The sequence below is a fragment of the Phyllobacterium sp. TAF24 genome, from assembly GCF_052113785.1.
GTDB lineage: Bacteria > Pseudomonadota > Alphaproteobacteria > Rhizobiales > Rhizobiaceae > Phyllobacterium.
The window spans coordinates 131,616-155,010 of the sequence record NZ_JBFRDN010000007.1; the positions used below are offsets into that span (position 1 = coordinate 131,616).

Here is a 23,395-nt window from a genome sequence, read left to right on the forward strand (position 1 = left end):
TTACATCAAGGCGAATGCCGTCTCGCAAGCTATAGCCACAAGCGGACGCGGAGTCTGCGGAGCGCGATTATATACGCTCTCGCGATTGTTCGGAGAATGTGATCCGGATCGATATCAGCGTTTGGCGCCACGCGCCACGCGCTCAATTTCCTCACGCACAAGACGCTCGACGAGATTTGGCAGATTGTTATCCAGCCAGTCCTGCAGCAAGGGCCGCATGATTTCCTGTGCGATCTCGTCAAAAGAACGCCGCTGCTCGTTCTGCACCGCAAAGGAAAGATCACCGAAAGCGGCACTGACCTGACGTTCCGTCGCTTCAGACAGGATCGGCTCCAATGCACGCTCCAGATCCAAGGACACTTCGTCGCCTATGGTTGCCTCTGATGCATCAGTGACGGCTTCAACGGGCTCCGGAGTAAATTTCTGCTCTTCCGCCTTAATCTGCTCCGGTTCAATGGCAGGCTCCTCGTAGGGCGCAGGCACGACTACAGGGGTTTCGATAATCGCTTCCGGTACTTCAAAGGTCTCTGCCTCATGCCCATGATAGTCCCTTGGCTCATGCAAAGACGTTTCGTGAATGATGGGTGACTCCAGAACTTCAGGCTGCACGACTGATTCCGTTACCGTAGCTTCGCGTTCAACGAGTTTCGACTGAAGCGGCGAGAATGGCCGGCTTAGCGGTGCCTCATAGGATTGCGGGGCCGGATGCGAAACGGCAATGCCTTCGCGTGGCGGCAATTCCACCTCTTCGTCGGCTAGATCATAGGACTGAGGCTGCACCTGCATTGCAGCGGTCTGAACAGGGACATCTGAATTAACAGGCGTAGGCACAACATCATCCGTGCGCGTCGTATCACTCTCTTCGATGATGCGACGGATCGAGGCGAGAATCTCTTCCATGGAAGGTTCGCGCGCCACGCTGGATGATTGTGCCATGATACTCTCGCCTACTACATCTTGTTTCGCTGCCAAGCAACGAATCTGCATTCAGTGTAGAGGCTTACATTGTCTTTGAGAATCCCTCGGGCGGACAATCCGGTCTAACCCACAGACTTTTCTGGCGAGCGCGAAAAACCTGATATCTCAATCCACAAACGCAAATGCCGCCGGGAGTTGACCGGCGGCATCTGAATAATCTCGAATGAATGGACCCAAAAGCCTAACGGCCGTCTGGCGTCCGCAGTCCGAACCACTTGTCCTTGACGGCTTCGTAATGCTCTTCCGGCTTGTATTGAGCCACTTGCAGTCCGATCCGTTCCGGCGAAAGCCGTCCAACGGCCAGAAGTACAGCATAACTTGTGACGACGCTGTCATGTTCAGCCTGCGCCAAATCGATCTGCGCTGCCAAGACCTGTGCCTGCTGTTGCAACACATCGAATGTCGTGCGCTGGCCGACCTTGCGTTCTTCGATCACACCATTCAAGGCAAGCTGTGCGGCGGAGATAACGGTCTTCTGCGCAATGATAGATGCCCTGGCGGCTTCAAGTTGCGACCAAGACTTGGCAATCGCCTGACGCACGGTGTCCCGCTGCACATCAACCTCGATCCGGCGCTGGGCTGCAGTTTCCTTGGCCTGACGAACCAGTGCCGGTGTACGACCACCGCTATAGATGGGAATAGTCAGTGTAATGCCTGCCGATGCCGTGGTGTAGTCGTCGTTTGAAGAACCTGATGTTGTGCTGCCTGAATAAAATTCATTGCGGTTAACACTACCGCTCAACCCAATTTGCGGTAGCAAAGCACCTTCATTGGATTTTACGTCATAACCAGCGGCATCAAGTGCATATTGAGTCGCCAAAATGGCCGGATGATCGTTCGCAGCAATGGCAAAAGCCGAATCCATGGACTTGGGCAAATTCTTCGACGCAATACTTGCCGACTTCAGACCGTTCGGTGCTGCACCAATAATCTGAATATACGTCGCTTCAGCAGTCTTGGCATTGGACCGTGCTACGTTGAGTGTGGCGATAGCCGAAGCTTTCGACGCATCAGCCTGCGCAACGTCTGTACGCGTGCCCTCACCAACATCGAACCGTGCCTTGGCAGCACGCAGCTGCTCATCAAGAAATTCGAGGTTCTTTTGGCGCAGCACGACAACCTGGCGTGCAAAATATACGTCCATATAAGCCTGCGCAGCGCTGAAAAGCAGGTTCTGCGTGTTGTTCCGCAGATTTTCACGCTGAGCCAATACTTGTGTCTTGGCAGAAGCTACATTGTTCTTCGTTTGAAACCCGTCAAACAATTTCTGGTTTACAGAGATGCCGTATACACCGCCTGTGGAGTTAGTGCGGCTGCTGCCATCGTTCCGGCGCGCAGTGGCGGATAACGTCGCTGTCGCCTCAATTGTCGGGCGATAACCGGATTTTGCTACGGCCACGCCTTCATCGGTCACGCGCACACCGGCACGATCAGCATTAAGCGTCGAATTGTTGCCATATGCCTTGGCCATGGCGCCAAGGATCGTTTCTGCCAGTGAAGGCGTAGATGTCAAGACCGTCGCCGACAGCAGCGCCGCGGTGAGTACTCGCTTACCCGCTATGAACACCATAAACCCCTTCATTCTCTAAAATCTGTAAACCCCAGACCGAACCGACTGGTTCGACCACATGTCGTTCATTAGCTTTCAATTTGCAAGATGGACCACAGACACATTTTTCGATATCCGAACAAAGTGGTCAACCGTTGCACTTTTGTCTCATGCGCGACAGTTAAAACTCGAACTCAGGCACTTTCTCAAAACCGGGAAGCAGCTTCACGGCAGAGTTGAAAGCAGGACGACCGGACACAACTCCATCATTCTTGACGTAGATCATGGCCTTGGCAGAATTGCCCGCGCCCTCAACGGCGACAAGACGTCCCCCATCCTTCAGCTGGTCGAATAATGGACCAGGAACATGATCAATACCACCCTCAAACAAAATCACGTCATAAGGTGCTTCCGAAGCGTAGCCATTTTGCAACGCCGCGCTAACCACAACCACATTGTCATAACCAAGCTCCGCCAGCGTCGTGGTGGCCTGCTGTGCAAGGCTCTGATCGTTTTCGAGCGCAATGACTGACCCGGCGATTCGCGAAAGCACACCAGCCGAGTAACCAGTTGCACAACCAATATCGAGCACGACATCGTCAGGCTGCACGTTTGCCAATTGTACAAGCTTGGCGAATGGCGAAGGTTGCATCAGATAACGTGGGCCTGATTCCGCAGTAGCCGCAGCAACAAGCACATCCTCGTCAATGTAAGCCAGAGGCACACGCGCGGCGGGTACAAATTTTTCGCGGGGGACATCAAGGAACGCCTGAAGCAGTGGTTTGTCGGTCACATCAGTCGTACGCAACTGATTGTCGACCATCTTGATGCGAAGATCTTCAAAGTTCAGCGTCATGGTCCACAAGCTTTCCTGGCAAGGCACTTGCAACACAGAGCGCTTGCAAGCGCGTAACAGGCCTCCGCCGGATGATTACAGCAGAAGCAATAATTTAGGACAGGATGTGGCAAAAAATTAAGCCATCGTCAATCAATGTCTGCCGTGACGAGATGACATAGCTGTCATTTTTTCACGAATATCAACCATTTCTCGCGAGCCGTAATCTTTGTGCAACTCTTGTCGCGTTTTTCAGGGGACGGAACGCCGGGGGTCATCGTCTTGCGATTGATTCTTTGGTGACCCGTAACAGCGATAAATTTTGAGATTCGAAACATCTGGTACCGCGTCTAACGTCATTGTGAATTGATATGAGCAGCGTAATTGCGCGACTAACTGAATGCGACACATCTTAAAGTATAACAAAAACAGGCGTCGAACTGGTTGAAAATCCGTGGTAAAGTAAAACGCACTGAAGCTGCTTTTATTTACCTTGCTATTGTTTTCCGCTCACGCATGTACTCAATTCTGTGATTGAACTGACAGCACGCACCTGCCATTGTCATACGCAGGCAAAAGGAATCGGTAAGCGGTAATAGGAATTAGGCGTAAATGATTGATTTCAAAGGACTGGGCGATTTTCCCGTCAGTCACGACGAACTCACCGGACTGGCCGACAGGGATGCGCTTGAAGAACATCTGGATAGTCTTTGCGCATCTTACGGCGAAAGTGACTTCGTTGACCGCATAGAATTTGCCGTTCTTTGTATCGATATTGACAGCTTCAAGACCATCAACGAACAGTATGGCCGCAGCGACGGTGATAATCTTCTGCGACTGGTCGCAGACCGGTTGCAGTCCTGTTTGCGCAAGAACGATGTGGTTTACCGTCTGGGCGGCGACGAGTTCGCCATTGTGCTCGTTCAGGTAACGGCAGAAGAGACCGCCCGCGTTGCCGACAGGATCATCGGATCGATCTCTCAGCCCTACGATCTGGGTGGAGACGCCCCCATCCGAATAACGGCGACAATCGGTGCCGCACTTGCCCCGCGTGACGGCCAGACACCGGAAAGCCTGCTTTGGTGCGGTGATGCCGCGCTCTACATTGCAAAAAACGCCGGCAGAGGTGTATATCGCCGCTATTCGGAACGCCGGTCCAGCTAATTCCGGGTCTGGTTCAGCACTGTAACGTCAGTGCCGTCGCCGTTAATGCTCCGATACGGTAAAAATGGCTGACTCGATGAATCCCACAGAACGACAGGCTTTCGATCAGGCAAATGAGGCAATTCGCCTCGGCGCCACCGGCAACCATTTGCTTGCGGTCAAGCATTGGGAAAAGGCTTCGCGCATTGCGGATGAACATTTACCGCAGACAGATATCAATTTCTGGATCAAGAGCGGATTTGGTGCGGCTCTCTTTGATGCAGATCGTTTTGACGAAAGCATCGCCATATCGCAGATGGCGCGTGACTGGTGTCTTGGCCATAAGCAGCCACTGGCATCGCTCTCCATTGCGCGCTCATACCTTGCCCTTGGTCAAACCACGGCCGCAACGACTTACTTGCGCGAAATTCACACCCTGATCGGTAACGATATATTCGCAGCGTTCAATGATTCCGACGAGGTTAAAATACGCGCGGCCCTCTCGGACAGTGAACAAAATTGAAATAAAACGAACAATACCAATATTTTAATCGATTTTACTGTGTGTTTTGCAGTCCAGTATTATTGACAGCGGAACACTTGTTTAAAATTGAAATTAAAATCTTTGCCGCCACAATGATTTTTGTAATAGACCGTCGCAATTGTTGATTTGAACTGCAGAACTCTTGCCTATTTTGATCGCTACCACGTCCGGCAGTTCAATTCGGAGTCACAGAATGACGATCAAGACCGTTCCACAGGAAGTCTACCAGCGCCATGAGCGCGAATGGCAGTTGCTTCGTGAAGCCTTGGCTAAAAACAAGTCCGCGAGCGACGCCCAGCCGGGTATCAATGTTGAACCGAGCATGCCTGCAGAAGCTATTCCGGGCGCATTCCCGCAGTAATCCGGCAGACATATAACCCGCGCGGTCAACATTATTGGCCGCGCGGGCTTTATTTTATCCGTATTAATATCAATTGAATTGACAAACAGCAGCTTCTAATTTCGTTTGAGCGACCAAATCCGGGATTAGAAACGGTAACACTATATGAGGAAAATCCTCATCATCGCATTGTCTGTCATTGCCGCTTCGAGTGTCGTGCTCGTCAGCAGCGCTGAAGCCGCGCGATTCGGGTTTAGTTTCGGTGGACCTCGTGGCCACGGGAGTAAGCCGAGTGGCAAGGCCAGCAGCATGAACCCCGGCAAGGGGAATAACATTGGCCCCGGCAAGGGAAGCGGTACTGGCCCTGGCAAGGGCAGCAGCACCGGCTCTGGCAGAGGCGGCCCTCAAGGCGGGCACAGGCGATAGTCTTGCCAGCTTTGAATACCGAAATATTCCTACCGCCCGCTCCTTAAGACACAACACCTATTTCGCAAGCCTGAATAATGTTCGGGCGATAGCCTTGGCAAAAATCCAGATAGGTTCTGACAATTGTCGATTGATGGCGATGCGGGGGATAGATCAGCATGATAGACCATTCGGGCAACGGATAACGTGGCAGCAATGGTATGAGACCTTAGTCAGCCATAGTCGCATCGAGCAATCCTTGGATTAGTTTCGAGTTTACTCCGTCCGGGTTGTGCAAGCCGTAATTATCGTACCAATCCTGAGGTGCTTCGGGATGAGGCCCGATCAGCGTTGCACTGCCTTTGCCAAAGGAATAGCGTGCGGCTGCCACATCCCCGTTCTGGTAGTGCGCAAGTGCCAGAAACCCTGAATTCGCATCATTTTTTGGAAGATATGGGCCATCCTGGTAGTATGTCCATAACTGAGAACCTTTCCATTTAATGGGCACCACGTAATCACCGATATCGGATACTGGAAACCCCGGTCTTCCAACCTCGGAATCGGTTTCACCTTCCACAATATGAAAACCCAGATCCGTGGCGAGATACGCACCCATGCAAATTCCCAGATACCGCCCGCCTTTGGATACAAAATCCCTGACGGACTGGATGCCAGCTTTTCCAAGGCTTTTTTTCGCCCCTTCAATATCCTGTCCACCGCCGGGTTGGACATACAATGAAGCCCCGATGAAACTGGATGGTTCCAACTTCAACTTTTCATTCGGGCCGATAAACTGAACGTCAAAATGAAAGGTACTGTTCTTTAGGGCGTCGGCGATTGCAGAAGAACAATCATCACATCCGGCAGGCCCCGCGATACACAAGAGCCAAACCGCCCTGCGATGCATTTGCAGGGCTGTTCAGCACGAGAAAACACAAGAGAAGTGCATATTTTGCTCCGCCAAACATAATCGAATTCCCAATTGATCTGATCCTGCGCGCCCTACCCTATGTCAAATTGCGGTTTAATTTTGTGAAGCAGCCAACCCATACAGAAGCTCTCCGGATGTGACGGAAGCCCCGCTTTTGTTTCACGGATGAAGTGCTAGAATGACGAACTCTGCCGTGCGGTGCCGAAATGCAATGCTTCTTACGGGAGGAATCACGATGGAAAACAACAATGACAGCCTGATACTTGATCTGGTTGAATGGGTGGCCCGGGAACCGCGACAGTATGCAGATGCGATGGACGCATGGAAAACCTCCTGCCCCCGGCTGACAATTTGGGAAGATGCGATTGATCGCGGTTTCATCGACCGCTCCCCGTCACATTCAAGGACAACGCAAATCGTAGTGACCGCATCTGGAAAACAATTTCTCGCAGCCAATCATAGGCTGCAAGCCCACTAACCCGCCCTGATACACCTGGCAGGCCATAGACCCACAGCGGACTGAAGCCATCTGCTTAGGTTGGGTTTGACTGGCAAGTGTTTTCTGGCCGTAGGTCCGCACTGGGAATTTGTACCAGTACCCCGAGCCCAGTTGCACAAACATCCGTTATGAACGTTCATGGTACTTATGTTCGTCCTTTGAATTTGCCGTACAAAACTATGCGATAACGTTGAGGGATGTCATTTCAAATGCGAGACCCCGTTGTCCGTCAGCTATTATTCTCCTCGGAGGCAACGAATCCCAGCACTTGTATAACCAGTCTTGCTGCTTCATGGCCCACTGCCCTGACATACATATTGTATAAAACAACTGCCTCACGAGGGGCGAACATTTCGCCACCAAATTCTTTGGCGAGACTTTCAAGACTGCGGTAAGCCCTCAACCTACCCGCGCCGACAGTTCGGTCGATGTAAAGTATCTCACCAAATGGGCCGCGGTATGCATAGATCGCATGCGCTCCTGCGGTTTTTCCTTCTCTGATCAGATTGACACCTATCATGACGACACTGCCGTCGCGGGGAACCAACTGCTCCAATTCCTTAACACTTGAAATGTTTTTCCAAGGGCTGACCTTGACGCCAAGTTGGGTGAGAAAGCTAACACCCACCTTCAGATCGGCGATGGCTGGCAGGTGCCCCATCTTCAATCCCAGGGCGGCAGCAATATCATCAACACTGGCAAAAAGTCGCCCCTCAAATTTATGACCTAATTGCGCGAGTGCCTTGGCGGAGGCGACCCAGAAACACCCGCCCGTCGCCGCCTGGGCCGGGATATCAGCAATGAGACGCACGCGAATGGCGCCTTTTACGGCCTGCAGAGCTTCAGCTGCTTTACCTACCGGGAAAATAGCGACAACGCGCAGTGCATCTTTGCCAACGCCGCCAAGTGTGCCTTCCTTGACACCATCACCCAATCTGAGAATGTCCACAAAGCCTTGACCAAAGGTCATCACAGCGGATGCGCCCGCACCGACAATCATCGCGCTTTGACTGTAGTGCGAGTCTTCCACCCATTTGTCGATTATTCCTTGGGATTCGTTCTTTTGGCCATCCCACCAGTCAGCGATCTCAGTGAATTTCCACATGCGCGCGCCCCCAAGCAAACTCAATTAGATGTCAACGAATATCCGTTAAAACGTCGATACTCGACGGTGACGAATTACTGCGCGGCAGTCAAACGCAATCTATTGCATTGGGGGTGCTGCTTTTGGAATGGGAGGGCTGCATGTGAAATAATGGGAATTCTGTGCGGGTAAACGACCCTCACTAAACGCAGCGACGAAAGCGTGTAATGTGGCATTTAATTGCCTCGGTATATTTAGTTCGTATAATTCTGACCTATCTTAAACGGCGCCGCCGTTGGACACCAAAACCGACGGCACCCAATGCCAGACCCAAGACAAGACCACCTGTGTGTGCCCAGTTTGCCACCGGTCCAAGAACATTTGTCCAGCACAAGATAAACCAACCAAACATGATGATAACGTTGTTATGCGTGATAAAATAAGCGCTTGATCCCTCCGCCCGGACACGAATGAATACGTAGCCAAAGAGGCCATAGACCACTCCGGACATCCCGCCAAAAGAGGGGTTCTGCAGTAAATATTGCGTAATGTTGGACACAAGCGCGAGCATCATAACTAATATGATAAACCGGATATATCCAATGCGTTGCTCAATCTGGCCGCCCAAATCATAAAGCCAGAACATATTGAAAATCAGGTGCATCGGACTGAAATGTAGAAAGATGGGTGTGAACAGACGCCACACTTCGCCATTCATAATATCATGAAACCTATAGTCAGACTGGCTGGCTATCATAAGTTCAGACGTGACTTCTGGATTGTCTCCCAAACGGGTAACGATCGCAATGACAACACAAACCAGAATGAGGATCAACGTCGGCGTGGGCGATTTAATAACAGGCAAGGTAAAATCCCAACTGTATCCGAATGGCATCCATTATCGATGAGACAGAGATACCGGTTGCTACATCCATGAAAATACAAGCAATAACAAATAGATAACTAATTGTGGAAAGAATTGGAGGCCTCGCCCGGAATCGAACCGGGGTGCAAGGATTTGCAGTCCTCTGCGTAACCACTCCGCCACGAGGCCTCATTGACTGGGGACAGGACACAAGTCCATGAATCTCCGGTGCCGTTCTCTAGGAGACCAATCTGGCGCCGTCAAGTCATTCCCGACAAAATCCTGTCGCTATGGCAAACAGAATTTTCCGAGGCAAAAAGTATGGATGCTGGGCATGACATTGCTTTTTTCGAGATTGATTGACTGCTGAATGACAGCTTGCTCGCCTATGCGGATCAATTATGATTCAAACTATGGAAGTGACCCCATCCCCACACAATGACAACGGGCCCTCGGCGTCAGCCCTGCGATTTCCGCTCAAGCGCATTGCGCGTGTCAGTCTTTTCTTTGCGGGACTTCTGATCGCATCCTATGTCGCCAGCGCCCTGTTCTATCTGTGTCTTGCCGGTTGGGATTCTTTCAGCAAACCAGAATCCATCGCCAAGCTCTCAGATGTCAGCCAATGGTCCAACATCGCACCGCTCATAGCAATCATCGCGTTCCTGCCTGCCCTGCTGGCAGTGACCATTGATCAAGCCAGGCAACGAAGCTCCGCGCTGTTCTTCATGGTCTGTGGTGCGCTCCTTGGTGTTATTCTCGCCGCTGCTATCCGAAACATCACAGCCATAGTGATGATCGGGAGTATAGGCGCCGTAGCTGCGCTCATCTTCTGGCTTATTGCTGTTCGCTCCGCCCGCAGGTTTCTCTAGACGGGTGAAATCTCATCACCCTGCCCCAGCGCTCTTTGCATCAGCACCGTATCCACCCACTGCCCAAATTTGAAACCAACAGAACGCAATGTTCCCACCGGCTCAAAGCCAAGCCGCTCGTGCAGTCTCAACGAACCTGCATTGCCGCTATTGCCGATTATGGCCACCATCTGCCGCCAATCGCCTGCCTCGCATCGCCTGATCAATTCACCCAGCAATAACGACCCTATACCGCAGCCGGACATTCCATTGGCGATGTAAACTGAATCCTCCACCGTATAACGATAGGCAGGGCGTGGCCTATAGAGTGTAGCGTAGCTATATCCGACGATATGCCCGCCCGCCTCGGCCACCAGATAGGGCAATCCGGCAGTGAGAACGCCTGCCTTGCGCGCCATCATGTCATCCAGCGATGGAACCTCGACTTCAAAAGAAGCGATACCATTGAGCACATGATAGGCATAAATGGATTGAACTGCTGCCATGTCGCGATCATCAGCGTCACGTATATGCAAGGCAGCGGAATCAAACTGCGAGGCCTTTGATTCAAACAATTGATTATTCAACAGATTATCCTTCGGGGTTCCGCGCAGGACATCGGCTGGCGTCAGGCCGATATCATCAAGCAAGTCTGGTTCGAGCCCGCGCAACGCAGCAAGTTGATGGATTCGTGATTGGGGTGCAGCTGTCAGATACCAGTTCATCTGCTGCAACAACGCGCGGATTCTGCCCACCTGTACCGCCATTTTACCGCATCCTGCCCATCCTTTTCGCCGACCATCGGTCAAAAAGCTGATGACACTGTGATCCCATTCACAATATAAAAGAAGCTTTGGTAGACTATACGGATTATAAGGAAATCTTTGTGTCGTCCCTTAGCCTTGATCAACTTGCAACCTTCGTGGAGGTTATCGAACTCGGCAGTTTTTCAGCCGCTGCTGACCGATTGAACATCAGCCAACCGGCCGTGAGCCTGCAGGTGCGCCAACTCGAAAAGCGGCTCGGCGTTCTCCTGATCGAGCGAATCGGTCGCAAAGCCACCCCAACAGCTGCCGGTACTGAACTTCTCGCCCATGCCGGGCGCATTAACCGGGAAGTCTCAGGCGCTTTGGATGCCATGGCCCGATATACGACAGACACAATCGGGCGTGTGAGGCTCGGCACTGGCGCGACCGCCTGCATCTACCTGCTGCCGCCGCTCCTGCGCAGTCTGCGCCAGGGCTTTCCCTCGCTGTATATTACCGTCAGTACTGGCAACACCATAGATTTGGTCAAGGCGGTGGAAGACAATGTGCTCGACGTAGCACTTGTGACCATGCCCGCATCGGGTCGTATGCTCGAAATTAAATCAATCCTGCGAGAGGAATTCGTCGCAATCGCACCGGCTGGTGTAGTCATGCCGCCGCAGGTTACAGCTGCGGAACTGGCCAAGAATCCGCTCATTCTCTTTGAATCTTCCGGTAACACGCGCCGGGTCATTGACCGATGGTTTGAGCAGAGTGGCGTAACCTTGCAACCTGTCATGTCACTGGGAAGCGTGGAAGCAATCAAGGAGTTGGTCCGGGCCGGACTTGGTTGGGCTATCGTTCCCGCAGTGGCTGTGCGGGAACCGGAACAAAGGCGGGCCTTTACGGTGCGCCCGCTCATCCCCAATCTGCACCGCGAGCTGGCACTCATTATCCGACAGGACAAGATCGTAACCCGCGGCCTGCGCGCATTGATCGCTGCGATCTCCGAAAGCGGCACACGCAGACAGATATGAGATTCAAAACCCGTACTGAATTACAGCCATTGCCTGCCATCGCCGCCCGCGCAGCCATAGGGTGGCAGATTATTGCCAAAATTCTTCTTCAGCTGGGCGCAACCCCACTGCCTGATCGGGACGGGCATATAATTATTGAGGCTGATTCCAACCTCATCATAGGGGCTCGTGGTGTTTGTTATGTACTGGTACCAGCGCCCGCCGATAACAACGACCAGCGCAATCACAGCGACAAGCAATATCCGCACGAATCTCATCATCCCACCCCTCCCTCAGGCAAAGAACCAATAGGAACAGGGGTAGCAGCGCAAAAGAACTGCGCCAAGATGGAACGAATCAAATTTTTGAATCAGAAATCGCGCGGCTCATGAAGACGGCCAAACAGTCTGAAATCAGGCCTTGCTGTTGCCAGCAGAGGATCGATTCCCCTTCCAGCGCCGTCCAAGCTTCACTTCGAGCTGGCGTCGCTTGCGCCGGACAATCGTGGAATCATGCGAAAGCACGACAAGACCGAGCGGAATCATCCAGAAACCGAGAATCGGCAGGAAACCGAGTATTCCGCCAACAATAAGCGTACCACCCAGTGTGCGACGCATTGCCACCGATTGCGGTATTGGCACATGACGGCCAAAGATACGCATATGGCGGCGTTTTGGCGTCGTGGAATGCTCTCCAGCACCGTTTGACGCATGATTACCGGTGTTTTCGGGGCGTTCGGTCACTCAGCAGCTCTTTCGTATTTCGTGTTCAACAGACCCCGATGTAGGGACGCCGGACGGGCATTTCATCCTTTCCTGTGAACATTATATGAAAAAAAGCGAAATGGTCCTTTGCAAAAGCGAAACCCTTTTGCTATAGGCCACTTCGCTGATGACTGAGTAGCTATTCCCCGGTAGCTCAGTGGTAGAGCAACCGGCTGTTAACCGGTTGGTCGCTGGTTCGAATCCGGCCCGGGGAGCCAGTCACCTCAAAGGCTTAGCAGCTCACGCTGCTGAGCCTTTTGCTTTTACAGATATTTTCTAACATTTACCGCGCTATAACCACTCACCAATTATACGCGAGCCCCTTACCGTTCACGGGTAATCGATGCTATAGATCGCGACAACAACACCGATCCCCCGGAGACGATATGTTCCTGCTCACTGTTGCAACAATCTGGACTATTGCAGCGCTGACACCGGGGCCGAATTTCTTCATGGTTGTACGTTGCACCCTCACCGGCTCGCGCAAGATCGCGATCTCTGCCGTCGCAGGCACCATAACGGGAACACTGTGCTGGGGGCTTGCCGGGTGGCTGGGCGTCGGTTCATTGTTCATGGCCGCGCCGATTGCCTATATGGGTTTGAAAATTGCTGGCGGTATCTATCTTCTCTGGCTTGGTCTTCGGCTGCTCTGGCAGGTACGCCAGCCAAAGGGCGACATGATTATTCCTGCAAACAAGGTCAAGCTGACACCCATGGGTGCATGGCGTCTCGGCCTTGCCACCAACCTCGCCAATCCAAAATCCGCGCTGTTCGTCGCCAGTCTGTTCGCAGCAACCATGGCACCGGGTACACCTTGGACCCACGGCGCCGCAGCGGTGGTCGTCATGGTCACCATATCAACCATCTGGTATGCCGGTCTTGTCGCCGCCCTCAGCCATCGTACGGTTGCTGACGCCTATCAGCGGGCGCGGCGCGCCATCGATGCCCTCGCTGGCACAATCTTTATTGGTTTTGGCTTGAAACTGGCATTGTCTGATCGGTAGTCAGAGCCGGGCCAAGAACTATCATAGCTCACTTTTTCAACACGAACTTTTGTACTTATGTATAATTGAAAGTGCCCAATCTCCATGTTAGCCCTAGTGCTTGGAGATGATTTGATGTCCGTTTTAGCAATTACGATTCTTTGCATTGTTGCCACATGGGTGGCCTGCTTTCTTTTTCCGCATCTTGACTGATGAGCCGGGTCTGATGGCCTGTGTTTCCCGCTCAGCGAAGCAGCGGCAATTCTGACCACATGCGCCGCGATATCAACGCACCCATGTGGTGTTCTCGACATAAATATCGGCTTCCATAGTCGCCTGAACAAAAATCGATCGTACCATGGCGGGCGAAGCATGGCCCTCCATTGCCTCGGTGCAGGCCATTTGGGCGAGAAGGTAAATCCTCCCCCGCTCACCCGGCCAATCACTCGATAAAAACTCGGCGGCCTCAGCCACGGAACCGATGTTCCGCAGCTTGAACGAATGAAGTGACTCCACGGTCACCGGTTTGAACTGAGCGTTTTTCATGGCTTAGAAACGCGGATCGTTAAAACTGGTTCCAATCTGAAAAGCGCCTGTGGCAAAATTGCGATGCTTGCGCTTATCGCAAAGCCGTTCCCATCACATGCACGTTATCAGCTAAGTCGCAGATTTGCGTATTCAGCAGAGCTGCGCATGTCTGTCGTCATGAAACACTCGAAGCAATAGCCTCTTATATCCTCTATTAAGTCCATTCTCCCAACTCGCAAAAATATCTGACAAATCGCAAAAATTATTTGCCCCGGCATTCTTCACAAATACCGGGGCATGCAGCCATTCTCACAATGGGTAGCGTCTAGAACGGTTGACGGAAATCCAGCCAGCGTCGATCACTATCCGGGAATTTCAGGCAGGAGCGCATGCTCGGGCTCAGATTGATATCGCAAAGCAGGTGGCCATTGAGGTCAGACAGACTGCCCACAGGTCCATTGCTATGCTTTGCCGCCGCAGGAATCATCCACGACAGATTCAGGCCAAAATATCGAACTTCAGTCATTTCAGACTCCTAAAGTCATCAAGCTCTTTTCTATGTCTGGAGAAATAGTTCTTTATTTCTGGGATCACCAACGTAAAATGATGCATGAGCCATCAAGCCATTTAATGGGTAAATCATGTCATCCCTGCCGCTTCCAGCCATCCGCGTGTTCGAATCCGTTGCTCGCCTGCAGAACTTCACCAAAGCGGCTGAAGAACTGAACATGACCCAATCAGCGGTAAGCTATCAGGTGAAGCTGCTGGAGGAATTTGCCGGGGCACCGTTGTTTCACCGGCTTGCCCGCGGCGTCTCCTTGACTGATAAGGGCGACCTCGTAGCGCCGGTGATCCGCCGTGCGCTGGCCGAACTCAGTGAAACCTTTCGCGCTATCCGCGAGGAGCAGAATTCGGTTCTGCTGGTTTCGGTCATACACACTTTCGCCAGCAATTGGCTGACGCCGCGCATTGTGGATTTTCAAACCCGGTTCCCGGATATATCGGTACGCTTCGATATTGCGTCGCGGATGGTGGACTTTGTGGCCGAAGGTATCGATTGCGGCGTCAGGATGGGTAAGGGAAGCTGGCCGGGACTAAAAGCGCACCGGTTGCTTTCCGGGGGCTTTACCCCCCTTGCCAGCCCCGCTTATCTCGAAAAATACGGCCGGCCACAAACACCTGTGGACCTGCTCAACTATCATCTGATCACCCCTAATGATGATTGGTGGCCCATCTGGTTTCGTCAGGCAGGCGTGGAAGGACCACTTGTTATGGCCAAGCCGGGTGTTGGCATCGACACCCAACAGATCATCGCCAACCTCGCCCTATCAGGTGGCGGCGTCGCGCTCGTTTCAGAAGGCATATTCAAAGACGAAATTGATTCCGGCAGGCTCGTTCAGCTGTTTGATGTCTGCGCCTCAACCGGCTCGGACTTTTACCTTGTTTATCCTGAAGGCAGGCAGTTGCAGCCGAAAACGCGGCTCTTCCGGGACTGGATATTGGAACAGGCGGGCGTCCTCTGATTATTTCCTGCCGTAGGCTGCCATAAACACGCTTACGCCTTGCTCGGCATGTCGGCGCAACGCGTCAAGTTTCGGAATGGCCCCATCACCCAACAGCATAACCTGATTGACGGGCTCGGCCATGACGAGCCAGTTGAAATGGGATGCGGCAATTGCCGGGTCTTCAATCTCAAGCAAGTCACGTTCGGCGAACACAGCAAAATTTGCCGCCAGAGCCATCATCGCGCGCTTCGGGCCGCGCTCATAAAGCACCTTGGCCAGTTCTGGGAAACGGCTGACCTCCCCGATCACAAGGCGGCGCAGCTGCATGAGTCTCGGCGTCAGCACGACTATCAGCTGTTGATATGCATAATTCGAAAGATACTCCGCAAGATCTTCGCTGCCTTGAAACTCCGGAATTTGACTGTGGACCCTGTCACCGGCAACGCTGACCATGCTGGTCACAATCTCAACAAACAGCGCTTCCTTGCTCTCGAAATGCTTGTAGACCGTTTGCTTCGAAACAGCCGACCGCGCAGCGATATCGTCCATATTGGTGCCAAGATAGCCGTTCTGCAGAAATACCTCTGTCGCCGCATCAAGGATCGCCTTGTGCTTGCGCTCGGAACGGTTTGGTTCCGCTGTGCCCGATGGATGAATTGAAGTCACTTTCGTCATAAAACCGCTTACCCGCAATTGCTGCACCCTAGCATGATTCCCGATGGGATCGAGTGTGTACCGTTGACACACAGTACTAGACAGTCTAGTTTGATTCAAGGAGATCAATACACATACAGGTTTGCTCAGTTCACGAAGACTGTTGGCCGGATGCGTGCCAACGGCTTATCAACAGGAGTTGCACAATGACGTTTCCTACCAAGACAGGTACATTGAAAGTGCCGGGCGCCAAAATTTACTATGAAGCCCAAGGCTCTGGGCCTCTCCTGCTGCTCATTGCCGGAGGCCCCACGGATGCAGGGGTTTTTGCCGGACTTTCACATTATCTCGCTGACCGCTACACGGTGGTGGCTTACGATCCTCGCGGGAATTCACGCAGTCCCTTCGATGGCAAGCCTGAAGCATTGCAGCTTGATGTTCACGGCGACGATGCCGCCCGGTTGATTGAAGCATTGGGCGATGGGCCTGCCTTTGTGATGGGTAATAGCGGCGGCGCGCAAATCGGGCTCAATCTGGCCGCGCGGCATCCGGAAAAGGTGCGCGCACTGGTAGCGCATGAACCGCCATGCCTGATGCTGCTTCCCGATCCCAGCGAAGCCTTGGCCGGTAACAAGGAAATTCACGACACCTATCAGCGCGAGGGCGTGGAAGCGGCGATGCAAAAGTTCATGGCCATGGCTGGATTGGACGAGCACGGTGAGGAGGAAGCGCCGCAAGCGCCTCCCCCGCCCGAAGCTCTGGAGACATTCGAGCGGATCAACGGAAACATGGAGTATTTTCTCGCCCATGGCCTCATGCCGCTTTCGCTGTACCAACCGGAGATTGATACGCTGCGTACGGGTAAACCCGGTGTAATCGTTGGCGTTGGCGAGCAAACCGTCGGAGAAATTGCCAATCGTACGGGCGTAGCACTGGCTGAAAAGCTTGGCACGCAACCCGTGCAATTTCCCGGCGATCATGGCGGCTATGGCCCTCACGCCGAAGCTTTCGCAAAAACGCTTCACTCAGCATTCGCACAAGCATGAACAGCTTAGAGCGTCGCGCCTTACCCGCGGCACGACGCTCTGACAGCCGTCAAAGACAATCTGGAGAACGAACCCATGCATATACAGTTTGCCGAGCTTCCTGTGTTCAATCAGGACCGTGCGAAGAATTTCTACATTGATCATTTCGGCTGCACAGTTGCAGCCGACGTTCCCATGGGCCCGGATGGATGGCGATGGATAGAGCTTAAATTTGCGGGTTCGGAAACAAACCTGCATTTTATCAAAAGAGCGGACGATGAAGCGGCCAGCCAACCTGTGATGGTTCTTGTGGACGACAACGTTGCCGGCACCGCTGGAACCCTCAAATCAAAGGGTGTCGAGATCATTACCGAACCGCAGGCTGCGCCCTACGATCCCGGACGCACCGTCGCTGAATTCAGGGACAGCGAAGGCAACCGCATGGTGATCAGCAGCCGCTGATTAGAAAGGAAACCGGCGCGCCAGTATATGCCCCCGCGCCCTCACCGCATCCAATCCCTGCAACGTTCCTTCGCGGGCGAATACGGATAGTCACTGCCAACTCCCGTCAGCGATAGGCTTCGGTTACGGCTTGGGCTGCGCTCGCAATGATCATTGCACGCAGGGTCGGCGTTTCGCGGGAATCAGCCACAAAAACGCTGATTGCAACTTTGCCACCATCGGGTGCGGTCAAGATACCCACATCGTTTGTCGCCACGTTGACACCCTTCCAGGTGGGGCTGGTTCCTGTCTTGTGCGCAACGCTCCAGTCCTTGCCGACGCCAGCACGCAGCCTGTCCGGAAATGTCGACGTCTCGTTCATGATGGCAAGCAGCCGATTGGTTGAACTTGTAGAGATGAGCTTGCCATTCATGAGCGCGGCGAGAAATTCTGTCATCGCGCGCGGCGTAGCCGTATCGCGCGGATCTTTCTGATAAGCGTCAAAGGCAGTATCGCGCTCTACCTCCGGTACAGCCTTGATTGCCCGTTGCAGCACCTTCGCATCCACATATTCCTGCTTCCATTGCAGCCCAACAATATCCGTTTGCAAATGCCTTTCATCACGATCAATCCGAATACCACTGATCGCTTTGCCTGCGAGAAATGAATTGATCTTCCCGGTTCCGCCCAACCGGTCAATCAGTATATCCACGGCAGCCGAATCGCTGTCGACAATGGCGCGGCGCACAAGATCACCGGCGTTGGTGCGAAAGAAACCGTTCCGTTCGACAATCTTCGCGAGAGGCTGCTTCATAACGCTGAGATTTTCAGATCTGATGATAATCGGGTCTTCGATATTCATAGCGCCATGATCGGCAGCATCGAGCGTTGCTGCACCCGCAATCAGCTTCACAACACTCTGCAACGAAAACCGCTCGTCCCCCCGCACGCAGACGGACGTTCCTGCTTGGTCCAGAGCGCAGATACCTATGCGCGCATCCTTGCCCGTAGCCAATTTTTCGAGACGTTGTTGAAGCGCTGCAGGGTCTGCGATTCCTCCTGCATAACTCACATGGGATATACCCAAAGCAGACACAGCGGCAATCGCAAGTGCAAATGGCTTCATGGCTCGGCATGCCTTTCCGGTCAGTTCAATTCCCGATCTTTTATAAAACCAAGATTACGGCAGCCTTACTGGCATCTGATCTTCGGAAGGCAGTTGCAAGGATCGCGCTTGCTCCAGACCCGGTACAGCGCGTAATCTTTGACCAGATGGCTTGGGGAAAAGCATGCGGGCAACGCTCGGATACATATTGGTGATTTTAGGCGCCTGCCTCGTCGCAGCGGCCATGTGGATATGGGTGGGCCACGATTATCTGTTGATCGATCCATTCTGGATCAGTTGGGCCATCTTCACGTTTTTCAGGCCAGCAAGCATCCCCCAGACATTCTATGACGTGCTGGTCGGCGTAACCGCTTCACTTGGAATTGCCGCATACAGCCAGGGAAAATACCTGCTTCGCCCGAAACAACCGGCAATGGGTGAGACTGGCCCCGAACAGCCATAGCGGAACCTTATATTTTCTTGAGATTCAGCGAAGATACCCGGAATCGAATCCTTACATCGCGTGGAATATGCTTGGTTGAAGAAAAACAACGGTTCCGACCATGCACGACCTTACGCTTTTACTGGCTGTTATAGCGGCTGTCCTGCTCGCCTTTCAGGCAAATCCGCGCCGCGAGCACAGTTCAACAAATACCAGCGGCACGCGCTACAACGACGCTGACATTGCAGTGTCTGTGTTTGCATTCGCTCTGGTGATGGTCATTACGATGATGGTCTGGTCTCGCTAACCTCTTGATGCCGACATGGCATTCTGTCACGCTGTGCCAGAACGGTTATCCCCGAAGGTCATCAATGAAACTCCCAAAGCTGCCATTCACCGTGACGGACTGGAACACAGTGCCGGTCACAGAATATTCGGGTGAACAGGGAAAAGCACTCTGGCGCAGCTTCACGACTGATGATTTGCGTGTACGAATTGTCGAATATACGCCGGGATATCTGGCCGATCACTGGTGTGACCGGGGACATGTTCTCTATGTTCTTGAAGGCGAGCTTGATACCGAACTGCGCGATGGGCGCACGTTCAAACTGACAACTGGAATGAGCTATCAGGTTTCAGATTTTGGCGATGAAGCACACCGGTCTTCAACGAAAACAGGTGTGAAACTCTTCATCGTTGATTAGGTCACGAAGCCGTAATCCGCTATTTGTCTGATGCTTCTTCCTCGAACATCACGGCTACATCAGCATTGGCCGACAGCCGGACCTTGTTGCCCTCGACCTCTGCGACAAGCGACGTCGAAATATAGTGATGATGGCCCTTGTGCGAGCCCTCGCCGCTATCTTTCTTGGTCAGCTTGATGCGGGCGCCTTCCACGTGATCCACCGTACCAACATGGACACCATCGGCTCCAATGACTTCCATATGTTCTTTGATCTGTGTTGCAGGCATGATTTTTCTCCAAAAAGGTTACGAAGCAGAACGCGCAAGACGCGCTTTGGATGCATTGCCCCGGCGAAATTGTTTACAGCGCCAGATGGCTTATTCCAATGGACGGCAATAGATGCTTGTATCCCGCTTGATCGCCTCCTACCATTCCTGACAACGGGCATAGTGTCAGGAAAGCATTGATTCAAAAATGGCTGACGAGATTCTCACACCAGCACAGATGGGCGAAGCCGACCGGCTAACCATCGCCGCTGGACCGATTGACGGATATGGATTGATGTTGCGGGCGGGCTATGCGGTTGCCCGCCACATCCTCACCAATTATGGCAGCGCGACCGCCTTTCACATTCTTTGCGGCCCCGGCAATAATGGCGGTGATGGCTATGTTGTTGCCAGCCTTCTTAACGAGAGCGGCGTCAAGGTGCATCTATGGAGCGATGACAAGCCGAAAGCTGGTTCCGATGCAGCCTTTGCCCGGCGCGATTGCAGTGTCAAAGCCGCGCCTCTTGCCGGCTTCAAGCCAGAACCCGGCAGCGTCGTCATCGACGCCTTGTTCGGTGCCGGTTTGAACAAGCCTCTTACAGGAAAAGCAGCCGTTGTAATCGAACGCAGCAACGAAGCCAGTGTCACCCGCATTGCCATCGATGTGCCATCCGGCCTTGATGGCACAACCGGCGTGCCGCTTGGTCCAGTGCTGAAGGCCGATTGCACCATTACCTTCTTTCGCAAGAAACCGGCACATCTGCTCTATCCCGGACGAAGTTTATGCGGCGAAGTCGTGGTTGCAGATATCGGCATCCATGAAGACGTGCTTTCCACAATCCATCCGCTGTGTTTTGAGAACCTGCCACAACATTGGCGACTGCCCGCTCCCGGCGTGGACACGCATAAGTACAAACGCGGCCATGTCGCCGTGTTTTCAGGCGGGGCGACATCGACAGGAGCGGCGCGACTTTCGGCATTGGCGGCCGCGCGCAGCGGTGCAGGTGCGGTCACCCTGCTTTCCCCGGCGGAATCTCTGGCTGTCAACGCCGCACATCTGACCTCAATCATGCTCAACCGCTGTGAAACCGACCACGAACTTCGGTCATTCCTGGACAGGCGCAAACCTTCCGCAATGGTGCTGGGTCCCGGTTTTGGTATAGGCGCGCGTACCCGCTCAATTGCGCTCGCCTTGCTCAAGGAACAGCTGCATCTGGTTTTCGATGCCGACGCGATCACCTCGTTTCAGGACCACCGCGACGAGTTGTTCAATGCCACACGCCGTGCATCCGAGGTCCGGCTGGTGCTGACGCCGCATGAGGGCGAGTTCACGCGGCTGTTCCCCGATATTGACGAAGACAATACGCCTTCAAAGCTAGAGCGCGCCCGTGCCGCAGCCCGGCAGGCCAATGCGATTATCATCTATAAAGGGCCTGACACAGTCATTGCTTCGCCCGATGGCCGCGCTGCGATCAACAGCAATGGTACCCCGCTTTTAGCCACTGCGGGCTCCGGCGACGTTCTATCGGGCATCACCGCTGGTCTGATGGCGCAGGGAATGGCACCGTTTGAAGCCGCCTGCGCAGCGGTGCACATCCATGCGCAGGCGGCGCTTGATCTTGGTTTTGGCCTGATAGCCGAAGATCTGCCCATTGCCGCGGCGAAGGTGATCGCACGGCTACATCATCGCTGAGTCACGCAAGCGCGGGAACAGCTCGCGCTCCAGCAACGATTTTCTGCCGCCAGCCTAAAAACAACCCCAGCGCTATAATGGCGACCCCGCCATGAACGTAATAGGCCAGACTATAACCACCACGCTGGACCAGCCAACCGGCGACAACATTACTGAACGAGGCACCAATACCCTGCACTGTCATCACGGCTGCAAGGCCCACATTGAACCGTCCGCTGCCCGAGAGCAGCCGTTCAGCGGCAACGGGGGTGACGATGCCAAGAAATCCAGCACCAAGGCCATCCAATATCTGGACAGGATAAACTGACCAGAAGTCTGCGACAGAGCCCGCAATCGCGCCACGCACCGGCAAGGCAATCAGTGCAATAAAAAACACGAAGGATAATCCGAAACGCCGGATCAGAAACGGAGCAATGGCGGCGGCGGCAATCATGGTGAGCTGTGATATGCCGGTAATCAGTGCAGTTGTGCGGAACGGTGTGCCAAGTTCGATGGAAAAGGCCTGAGCGATCAGGCGGCTCATCGGTGCATTGCCAAAATGGAAAACCATAAGGATAAGAGCGAGCAGGATCAGTCCCGGCGTCTCGATCAATACGGAATAACCAGATGGCCCCGGCTTGCCATCATCCTTTGCCAGCCCACGCGCCACCTTGTGGTCAATTTCAGCCGGATCAATCATCAGGGTTGCCGCAATGGCACCCGCGGCAGTGACAATCATCATGCCGATGATGCCGTACTGCCCCCACAAAACTGTCGTAATGTATACACCAACCAGTGAGGCGACATTACCCGCATGATTCCAGAATTCGTTGCCCGATACCTGATCGGAGAATTTTGCCTCGCCAACCAGACCGAGCGTGAGACCCATCAGGGCGGGCCCCACCACAGCGCCAACAATCGCCGTCATTGCCTGCCCGCCAACCACCACAGAAACGTTCGGCACATTAAGGGTTAGAAGTGCGGCAATCGTAACCAGCAATACAGGAATGACAATCAGCGCCCGTTTATACGGCGTGCCGTCGACCAATGCCCCGAATAGCGGCGTTGCGACCATTCCAAGAATACCGCCGCCTGTCGCAATGATTCCCAATGACATCGATGTCCAACCATGGGTAGCCAGATAGGCATCAAGAAAAGGTCCAAGCCCATCCCTGGCATCGGCGAGAAAGAAATTAAGTGCAGCAAGTGCAATGAGTGACGGAGTTAACCGATCGCCAAAACGCTCAGATGTTTGCACGCAGTTGTCTCCGAACAAGAGAAAGATGTGTTATCAACGGACAAAAATGGTTCAGGAGCCGCATTGTTCCCGTTCTGTTATGCCTGTTGGGATATTCGCCTCCCAACTTTTTAAAATTACCCGTTTGAATTAACTCTGTCTTTACCTTGATCGGGCACTTTCAATTCAAGCGCGATTTGTACTGCGTACGCGCTTCCTTAATTTTGTGAGCGTCATTATTCTGTCGTAATATCAGGGTATTCATTCTCACGTAGCGAACAGCTTGTTTCCATTTTTGACCACGG

General features: G+C 53.3%; 29 protein-coding genes and 2 tRNA genes. 15 read left to right on the forward strand and 16 right to left on the reverse strand.

Annotation, left to right across the window (positions count from 1 at the left end):
• Window positions 1-114: 114 nt before the first annotated feature.
• The 3 genes from AB4Y96_RS08710 to AB4Y96_RS08720 all read right to left on the reverse strand — a co-directional run bounded on the left by AB4Y96_RS08710 (window position 115) and on the right by AB4Y96_RS08720 (window position 3,383).
• A complete protein-coding gene (locus AB4Y96_RS08710; RefSeq protein ID WP_441916692.1) occupies window positions 115-936 on the reverse strand; it encodes a DUF2497 domain-containing protein in 822 nt (273 codons plus the stop codon).
• Window positions 937-1,159: 223 nt separating this feature from the next.
• Window positions 1,160-2,560: a TolC family outer membrane protein gene (locus tag AB4Y96_RS08715; RefSeq protein WP_441916694.1), complete on the reverse strand. Its 1,401-nt coding sequence runs from the start codon at window positions 2,558-2,560 to the stop codon at window positions 1,160-1,162.
• 148 nt (window positions 2,561-2,708) lie between these two features.
• Entirely contained in the window at window positions 2,709-3,383 is a 675-nt protein-coding gene (locus AB4Y96_RS08720; protein WP_441916696.1) for a protein-L-isoaspartate O-methyltransferase family protein, read from the reverse strand.
• A gap of 591 nt (window positions 3,384-3,974) precedes the next feature.
• On the opposite strand from AB4Y96_RS08720, the gene AB4Y96_RS08725 reads away from it, so the two are divergent.
• From AB4Y96_RS08725 to AB4Y96_RS08735, 3 genes are all read left to right on the forward strand, one after another.
• The gene (locus AB4Y96_RS08725; RefSeq protein WP_091877245.1) at window positions 3,975-4,526 is read left to right on the forward strand and encodes a GGDEF domain-containing protein; all 552 of its coding nucleotides are present in this window, start codon (window positions 3,975-3,977) and stop codon (window positions 4,524-4,526) included.
• A gap of 64 nt (window positions 4,527-4,590) precedes the next feature.
• Window positions 4,591-5,028: a hypothetical protein gene (locus AB4Y96_RS08730; RefSeq protein WP_091877247.1), complete on the forward strand. Its 438-nt coding sequence runs from the start codon at window positions 4,591-4,593 to the stop codon at window positions 5,026-5,028.
• A 214-nt stretch (window positions 5,029-5,242) separates the two neighbouring features.
• A complete protein-coding gene (locus AB4Y96_RS08735) occupies window positions 5,243-5,410 on the forward strand; it encodes a hypothetical protein (protein ID WP_175540496.1) in 168 nt (55 codons plus the stop codon).
• 613 nt (window positions 5,411-6,023) lie between these two features.
• Here AB4Y96_RS08735 and AB4Y96_RS08740 read toward each other — a convergent pair.
• On the reverse strand, window positions 6,024-6,701 hold the full coding sequence (locus tag AB4Y96_RS08740; RefSeq protein WP_441916698.1) for a BPL-N domain-containing protein: 678 nt from the start codon (window positions 6,699-6,701) through the stop codon (window positions 6,024-6,026).
• A 259-nt stretch (window positions 6,702-6,960) separates the two neighbouring features.
• Between AB4Y96_RS08740 and AB4Y96_RS08745 the strand changes: the two genes are divergently transcribed.
• Window positions 6,961-7,203 (forward strand): hypothetical protein, encoded by a 243-nt coding sequence (locus AB4Y96_RS08745; protein ID WP_441916699.1) that lies wholly within the window; start codon window positions 6,961-6,963, stop codon window positions 7,201-7,203.
• A gap of 250 nt (window positions 7,204-7,453) precedes the next feature.
• Here AB4Y96_RS08745 and AB4Y96_RS08750 read toward each other — a convergent pair whose 3' ends face one another.
• The 3 genes from AB4Y96_RS08750 to AB4Y96_RS08760 form a co-directional block, all read right to left on the reverse strand.
• On the reverse strand, window positions 7,454-8,329 hold the full coding sequence (locus AB4Y96_RS08750) for a hypothetical protein (protein WP_091877256.1): 876 nt from the start codon (window positions 8,327-8,329) through the stop codon (window positions 7,454-7,456).
• A 253-nt stretch (window positions 8,330-8,582) separates the two neighbouring features.
• Window positions 8,583-9,173, reverse strand: coding sequence for a rhomboid family intramembrane serine protease (locus AB4Y96_RS08755; RefSeq protein ID WP_175540497.1), 591 nt, complete (start codon window positions 9,171-9,173; stop codon window positions 8,583-8,585).
• Window positions 9,174-9,288: 115 nt separating this feature from the next.
• Window positions 9,289-9,362, reverse strand: a tRNA-Cys gene (locus AB4Y96_RS08760).
• 212 nt (window positions 9,363-9,574) lie between these two features.
• Between AB4Y96_RS08760 and AB4Y96_RS08765 the strand changes: the two genes are divergently transcribed.
• A complete protein-coding gene (locus tag AB4Y96_RS08765) occupies window positions 9,575-10,042 on the forward strand; it encodes a hypothetical protein (protein WP_441916701.1) in 468 nt (155 codons plus the stop codon).
• On the opposite strand, the gene AB4Y96_RS08770 is transcribed toward AB4Y96_RS08765, so the two are convergent.
• Complete coding sequence (locus AB4Y96_RS08770; protein WP_348271750.1) at window positions 10,039-10,788, reverse strand: GNAT family N-acetyltransferase; 750 nt, start codon at window positions 10,786-10,788, stop codon at window positions 10,039-10,041. The genes AB4Y96_RS08765 and AB4Y96_RS08770 overlap by 4 nt on opposite strands.
• Window positions 10,789-10,907: 119 nt before the next feature.
• Here AB4Y96_RS08770 and AB4Y96_RS08775 point away from each other — a divergent pair, with 119 nt between their 5' ends.
• A complete protein-coding gene (locus tag AB4Y96_RS08775; protein WP_441916703.1) occupies window positions 10,908-11,804 on the forward strand; it encodes a LysR family transcriptional regulator in 897 nt (298 codons plus the stop codon).
• A 20-nt stretch (window positions 11,805-11,824) separates the two neighbouring features.
• On the opposite strand, the gene AB4Y96_RS08780 is transcribed toward AB4Y96_RS08775, so the two are convergent.
• Window positions 11,825-12,064 carry a hypothetical protein gene (locus AB4Y96_RS08780; protein WP_112524740.1) on the reverse strand — a complete coding sequence of 80 codons (240 nt, stop codon included), beginning with the start codon at window positions 12,062-12,064 and terminating at the stop codon, window positions 11,825-11,827.
• A 132-nt stretch (window positions 12,065-12,196) separates the two neighbouring features.
• Window positions 12,197-12,445, reverse strand: a complete 249-nt coding sequence (locus tag AB4Y96_RS08785; protein ID WP_441916750.1) for a hypothetical protein — start codon at window positions 12,443-12,445, stop codon at window positions 12,197-12,199.
• Between the two features lie 245 nt (window positions 12,446-12,690).
• Between AB4Y96_RS08785 and AB4Y96_RS08790 the strand changes: the two genes are divergently transcribed.
• Both AB4Y96_RS08790 and AB4Y96_RS08795 read left to right on the forward strand, forming a co-directional pair.
• Window positions 12,691-12,765 (forward strand) — tRNA-Asn (locus AB4Y96_RS08790).
• A gap of 168 nt (window positions 12,766-12,933) precedes the next feature.
• Window positions 12,934-13,551 (forward strand): LysE family transporter, encoded by a 618-nt coding sequence (locus AB4Y96_RS08795; protein WP_441916706.1) that lies wholly within the window; start codon window positions 12,934-12,936, stop codon window positions 13,549-13,551.
• A 264-nt stretch (window positions 13,552-13,815) separates the two neighbouring features.
• Here the strand turns inward: AB4Y96_RS08795 and AB4Y96_RS08800 are convergent, their stop codons facing one another.
• On the reverse strand, window positions 13,816-14,076 hold the full coding sequence (locus tag AB4Y96_RS08800; protein ID WP_091877268.1) for a DUF982 domain-containing protein: 261 nt from the start codon (window positions 14,074-14,076) through the stop codon (window positions 13,816-13,818).
• A 307-nt stretch (window positions 14,077-14,383) separates the two neighbouring features.
• Complete coding sequence (locus AB4Y96_RS08805; RefSeq protein WP_441916708.1) at window positions 14,384-14,584, reverse strand: hypothetical protein; 201 nt, start codon at window positions 14,582-14,584, stop codon at window positions 14,384-14,386.
• A 115-nt stretch (window positions 14,585-14,699) separates the two neighbouring features.
• Here AB4Y96_RS08805 and AB4Y96_RS08810 point away from each other — a divergent pair, with 115 nt between their 5' ends.
• A complete protein-coding gene (locus AB4Y96_RS08810; RefSeq protein WP_091877272.1) occupies window positions 14,700-15,581 on the forward strand; it encodes a LysR substrate-binding domain-containing protein in 882 nt (293 codons plus the stop codon).
• Here the strand turns inward: AB4Y96_RS08810 and AB4Y96_RS08815 are convergent, their stop codons facing one another.
• Complete coding sequence (locus AB4Y96_RS08815; RefSeq protein WP_441916710.1) at window positions 15,582-16,238, reverse strand: TetR/AcrR family transcriptional regulator; 657 nt, start codon at window positions 16,236-16,238, stop codon at window positions 15,582-15,584.
• A gap of 185 nt (window positions 16,239-16,423) precedes the next feature.
• On the opposite strand from AB4Y96_RS08815, the gene AB4Y96_RS08820 reads away from it, so the two are divergent.
• Entirely contained in the window at window positions 16,424-17,263 is an 840-nt protein-coding gene (locus AB4Y96_RS08820) for an alpha/beta fold hydrolase (RefSeq protein ID WP_441916711.1), read from the forward strand.
• Window positions 17,264-17,338: 75 nt separating this feature from the next.
• A complete protein-coding gene (locus AB4Y96_RS08825; protein WP_091877278.1) occupies window positions 17,339-17,704 on the forward strand; it encodes a VOC family protein in 366 nt (121 codons plus the stop codon).
• 106 nt (window positions 17,705-17,810) lie between these two features.
• Here the strand turns inward: AB4Y96_RS08825 and bla are convergent, their stop codons facing one another.
• Window positions 17,811-18,809 carry a class A beta-lactamase gene (gene bla / locus AB4Y96_RS08830; protein ID WP_441916713.1) on the reverse strand — a complete coding sequence of 333 codons (999 nt, stop codon included), beginning with the start codon at window positions 18,807-18,809 and terminating at the stop codon, window positions 17,811-17,813.
• 163 nt (window positions 18,810-18,972) lie between these two features.
• On the opposite strand from bla, the gene AB4Y96_RS08835 reads away from it, so the two are divergent.
• The 3 genes from AB4Y96_RS08835 (at window position 18,973) to AB4Y96_RS08845 (ending at window position 19,934) form a co-directional block, all read left to right on the forward strand.
• Entirely contained in the window at window positions 18,973-19,251 is a 279-nt protein-coding gene (locus tag AB4Y96_RS08835; RefSeq protein WP_441916715.1) for a hypothetical protein, read from the forward strand.
• Between the two features lie 100 nt (window positions 19,252-19,351).
• Window positions 19,352-19,537, forward strand: coding sequence for a hypothetical protein (locus tag AB4Y96_RS08840; protein WP_441916717.1), 186 nt, complete (start codon window positions 19,352-19,354; stop codon window positions 19,535-19,537).
• Between the two features lie 64 nt (window positions 19,538-19,601).
• Window positions 19,602-19,934 (forward strand): DHCW motif cupin fold protein, encoded by a 333-nt coding sequence (locus AB4Y96_RS08845; protein WP_441916719.1) that lies wholly within the window; start codon window positions 19,602-19,604, stop codon window positions 19,932-19,934.
• 19 nt (window positions 19,935-19,953) lie between these two features.
• Here the strand turns inward: AB4Y96_RS08845 and AB4Y96_RS08850 are convergent, their stop codons facing one another.
• On the reverse strand, window positions 19,954-20,202 hold the full coding sequence (locus AB4Y96_RS08850) for a DUF2171 domain-containing protein (RefSeq protein ID WP_175540498.1): 249 nt from the start codon (window positions 20,200-20,202) through the stop codon (window positions 19,954-19,956).
• A 187-nt stretch (window positions 20,203-20,389) separates the two neighbouring features.
• Here AB4Y96_RS08850 and AB4Y96_RS08855 point away from each other — a divergent pair, with 187 nt between their 5' ends.
• The gene (locus AB4Y96_RS08855) at window positions 20,390-21,874 is read left to right on the forward strand and encodes an NAD(P)H-hydrate dehydratase (protein WP_441916720.1); all 1,485 of its coding nucleotides are present in this window, start codon (window positions 20,390-20,392) and stop codon (window positions 21,872-21,874) included.
• A 1-nt stretch (window position 21,875) separates the two neighbouring features.
• On the opposite strand, the gene AB4Y96_RS08860 is transcribed toward AB4Y96_RS08855, so the two are convergent.
• Window positions 21,876-23,111: an MFS transporter gene (locus AB4Y96_RS08860; protein WP_441916722.1), complete on the reverse strand. Its 1,236-nt coding sequence runs from the start codon at window positions 23,109-23,111 to the stop codon at window positions 21,876-21,878.
• Window positions 23,112-23,395: the final 284 nt, after the last annotated feature.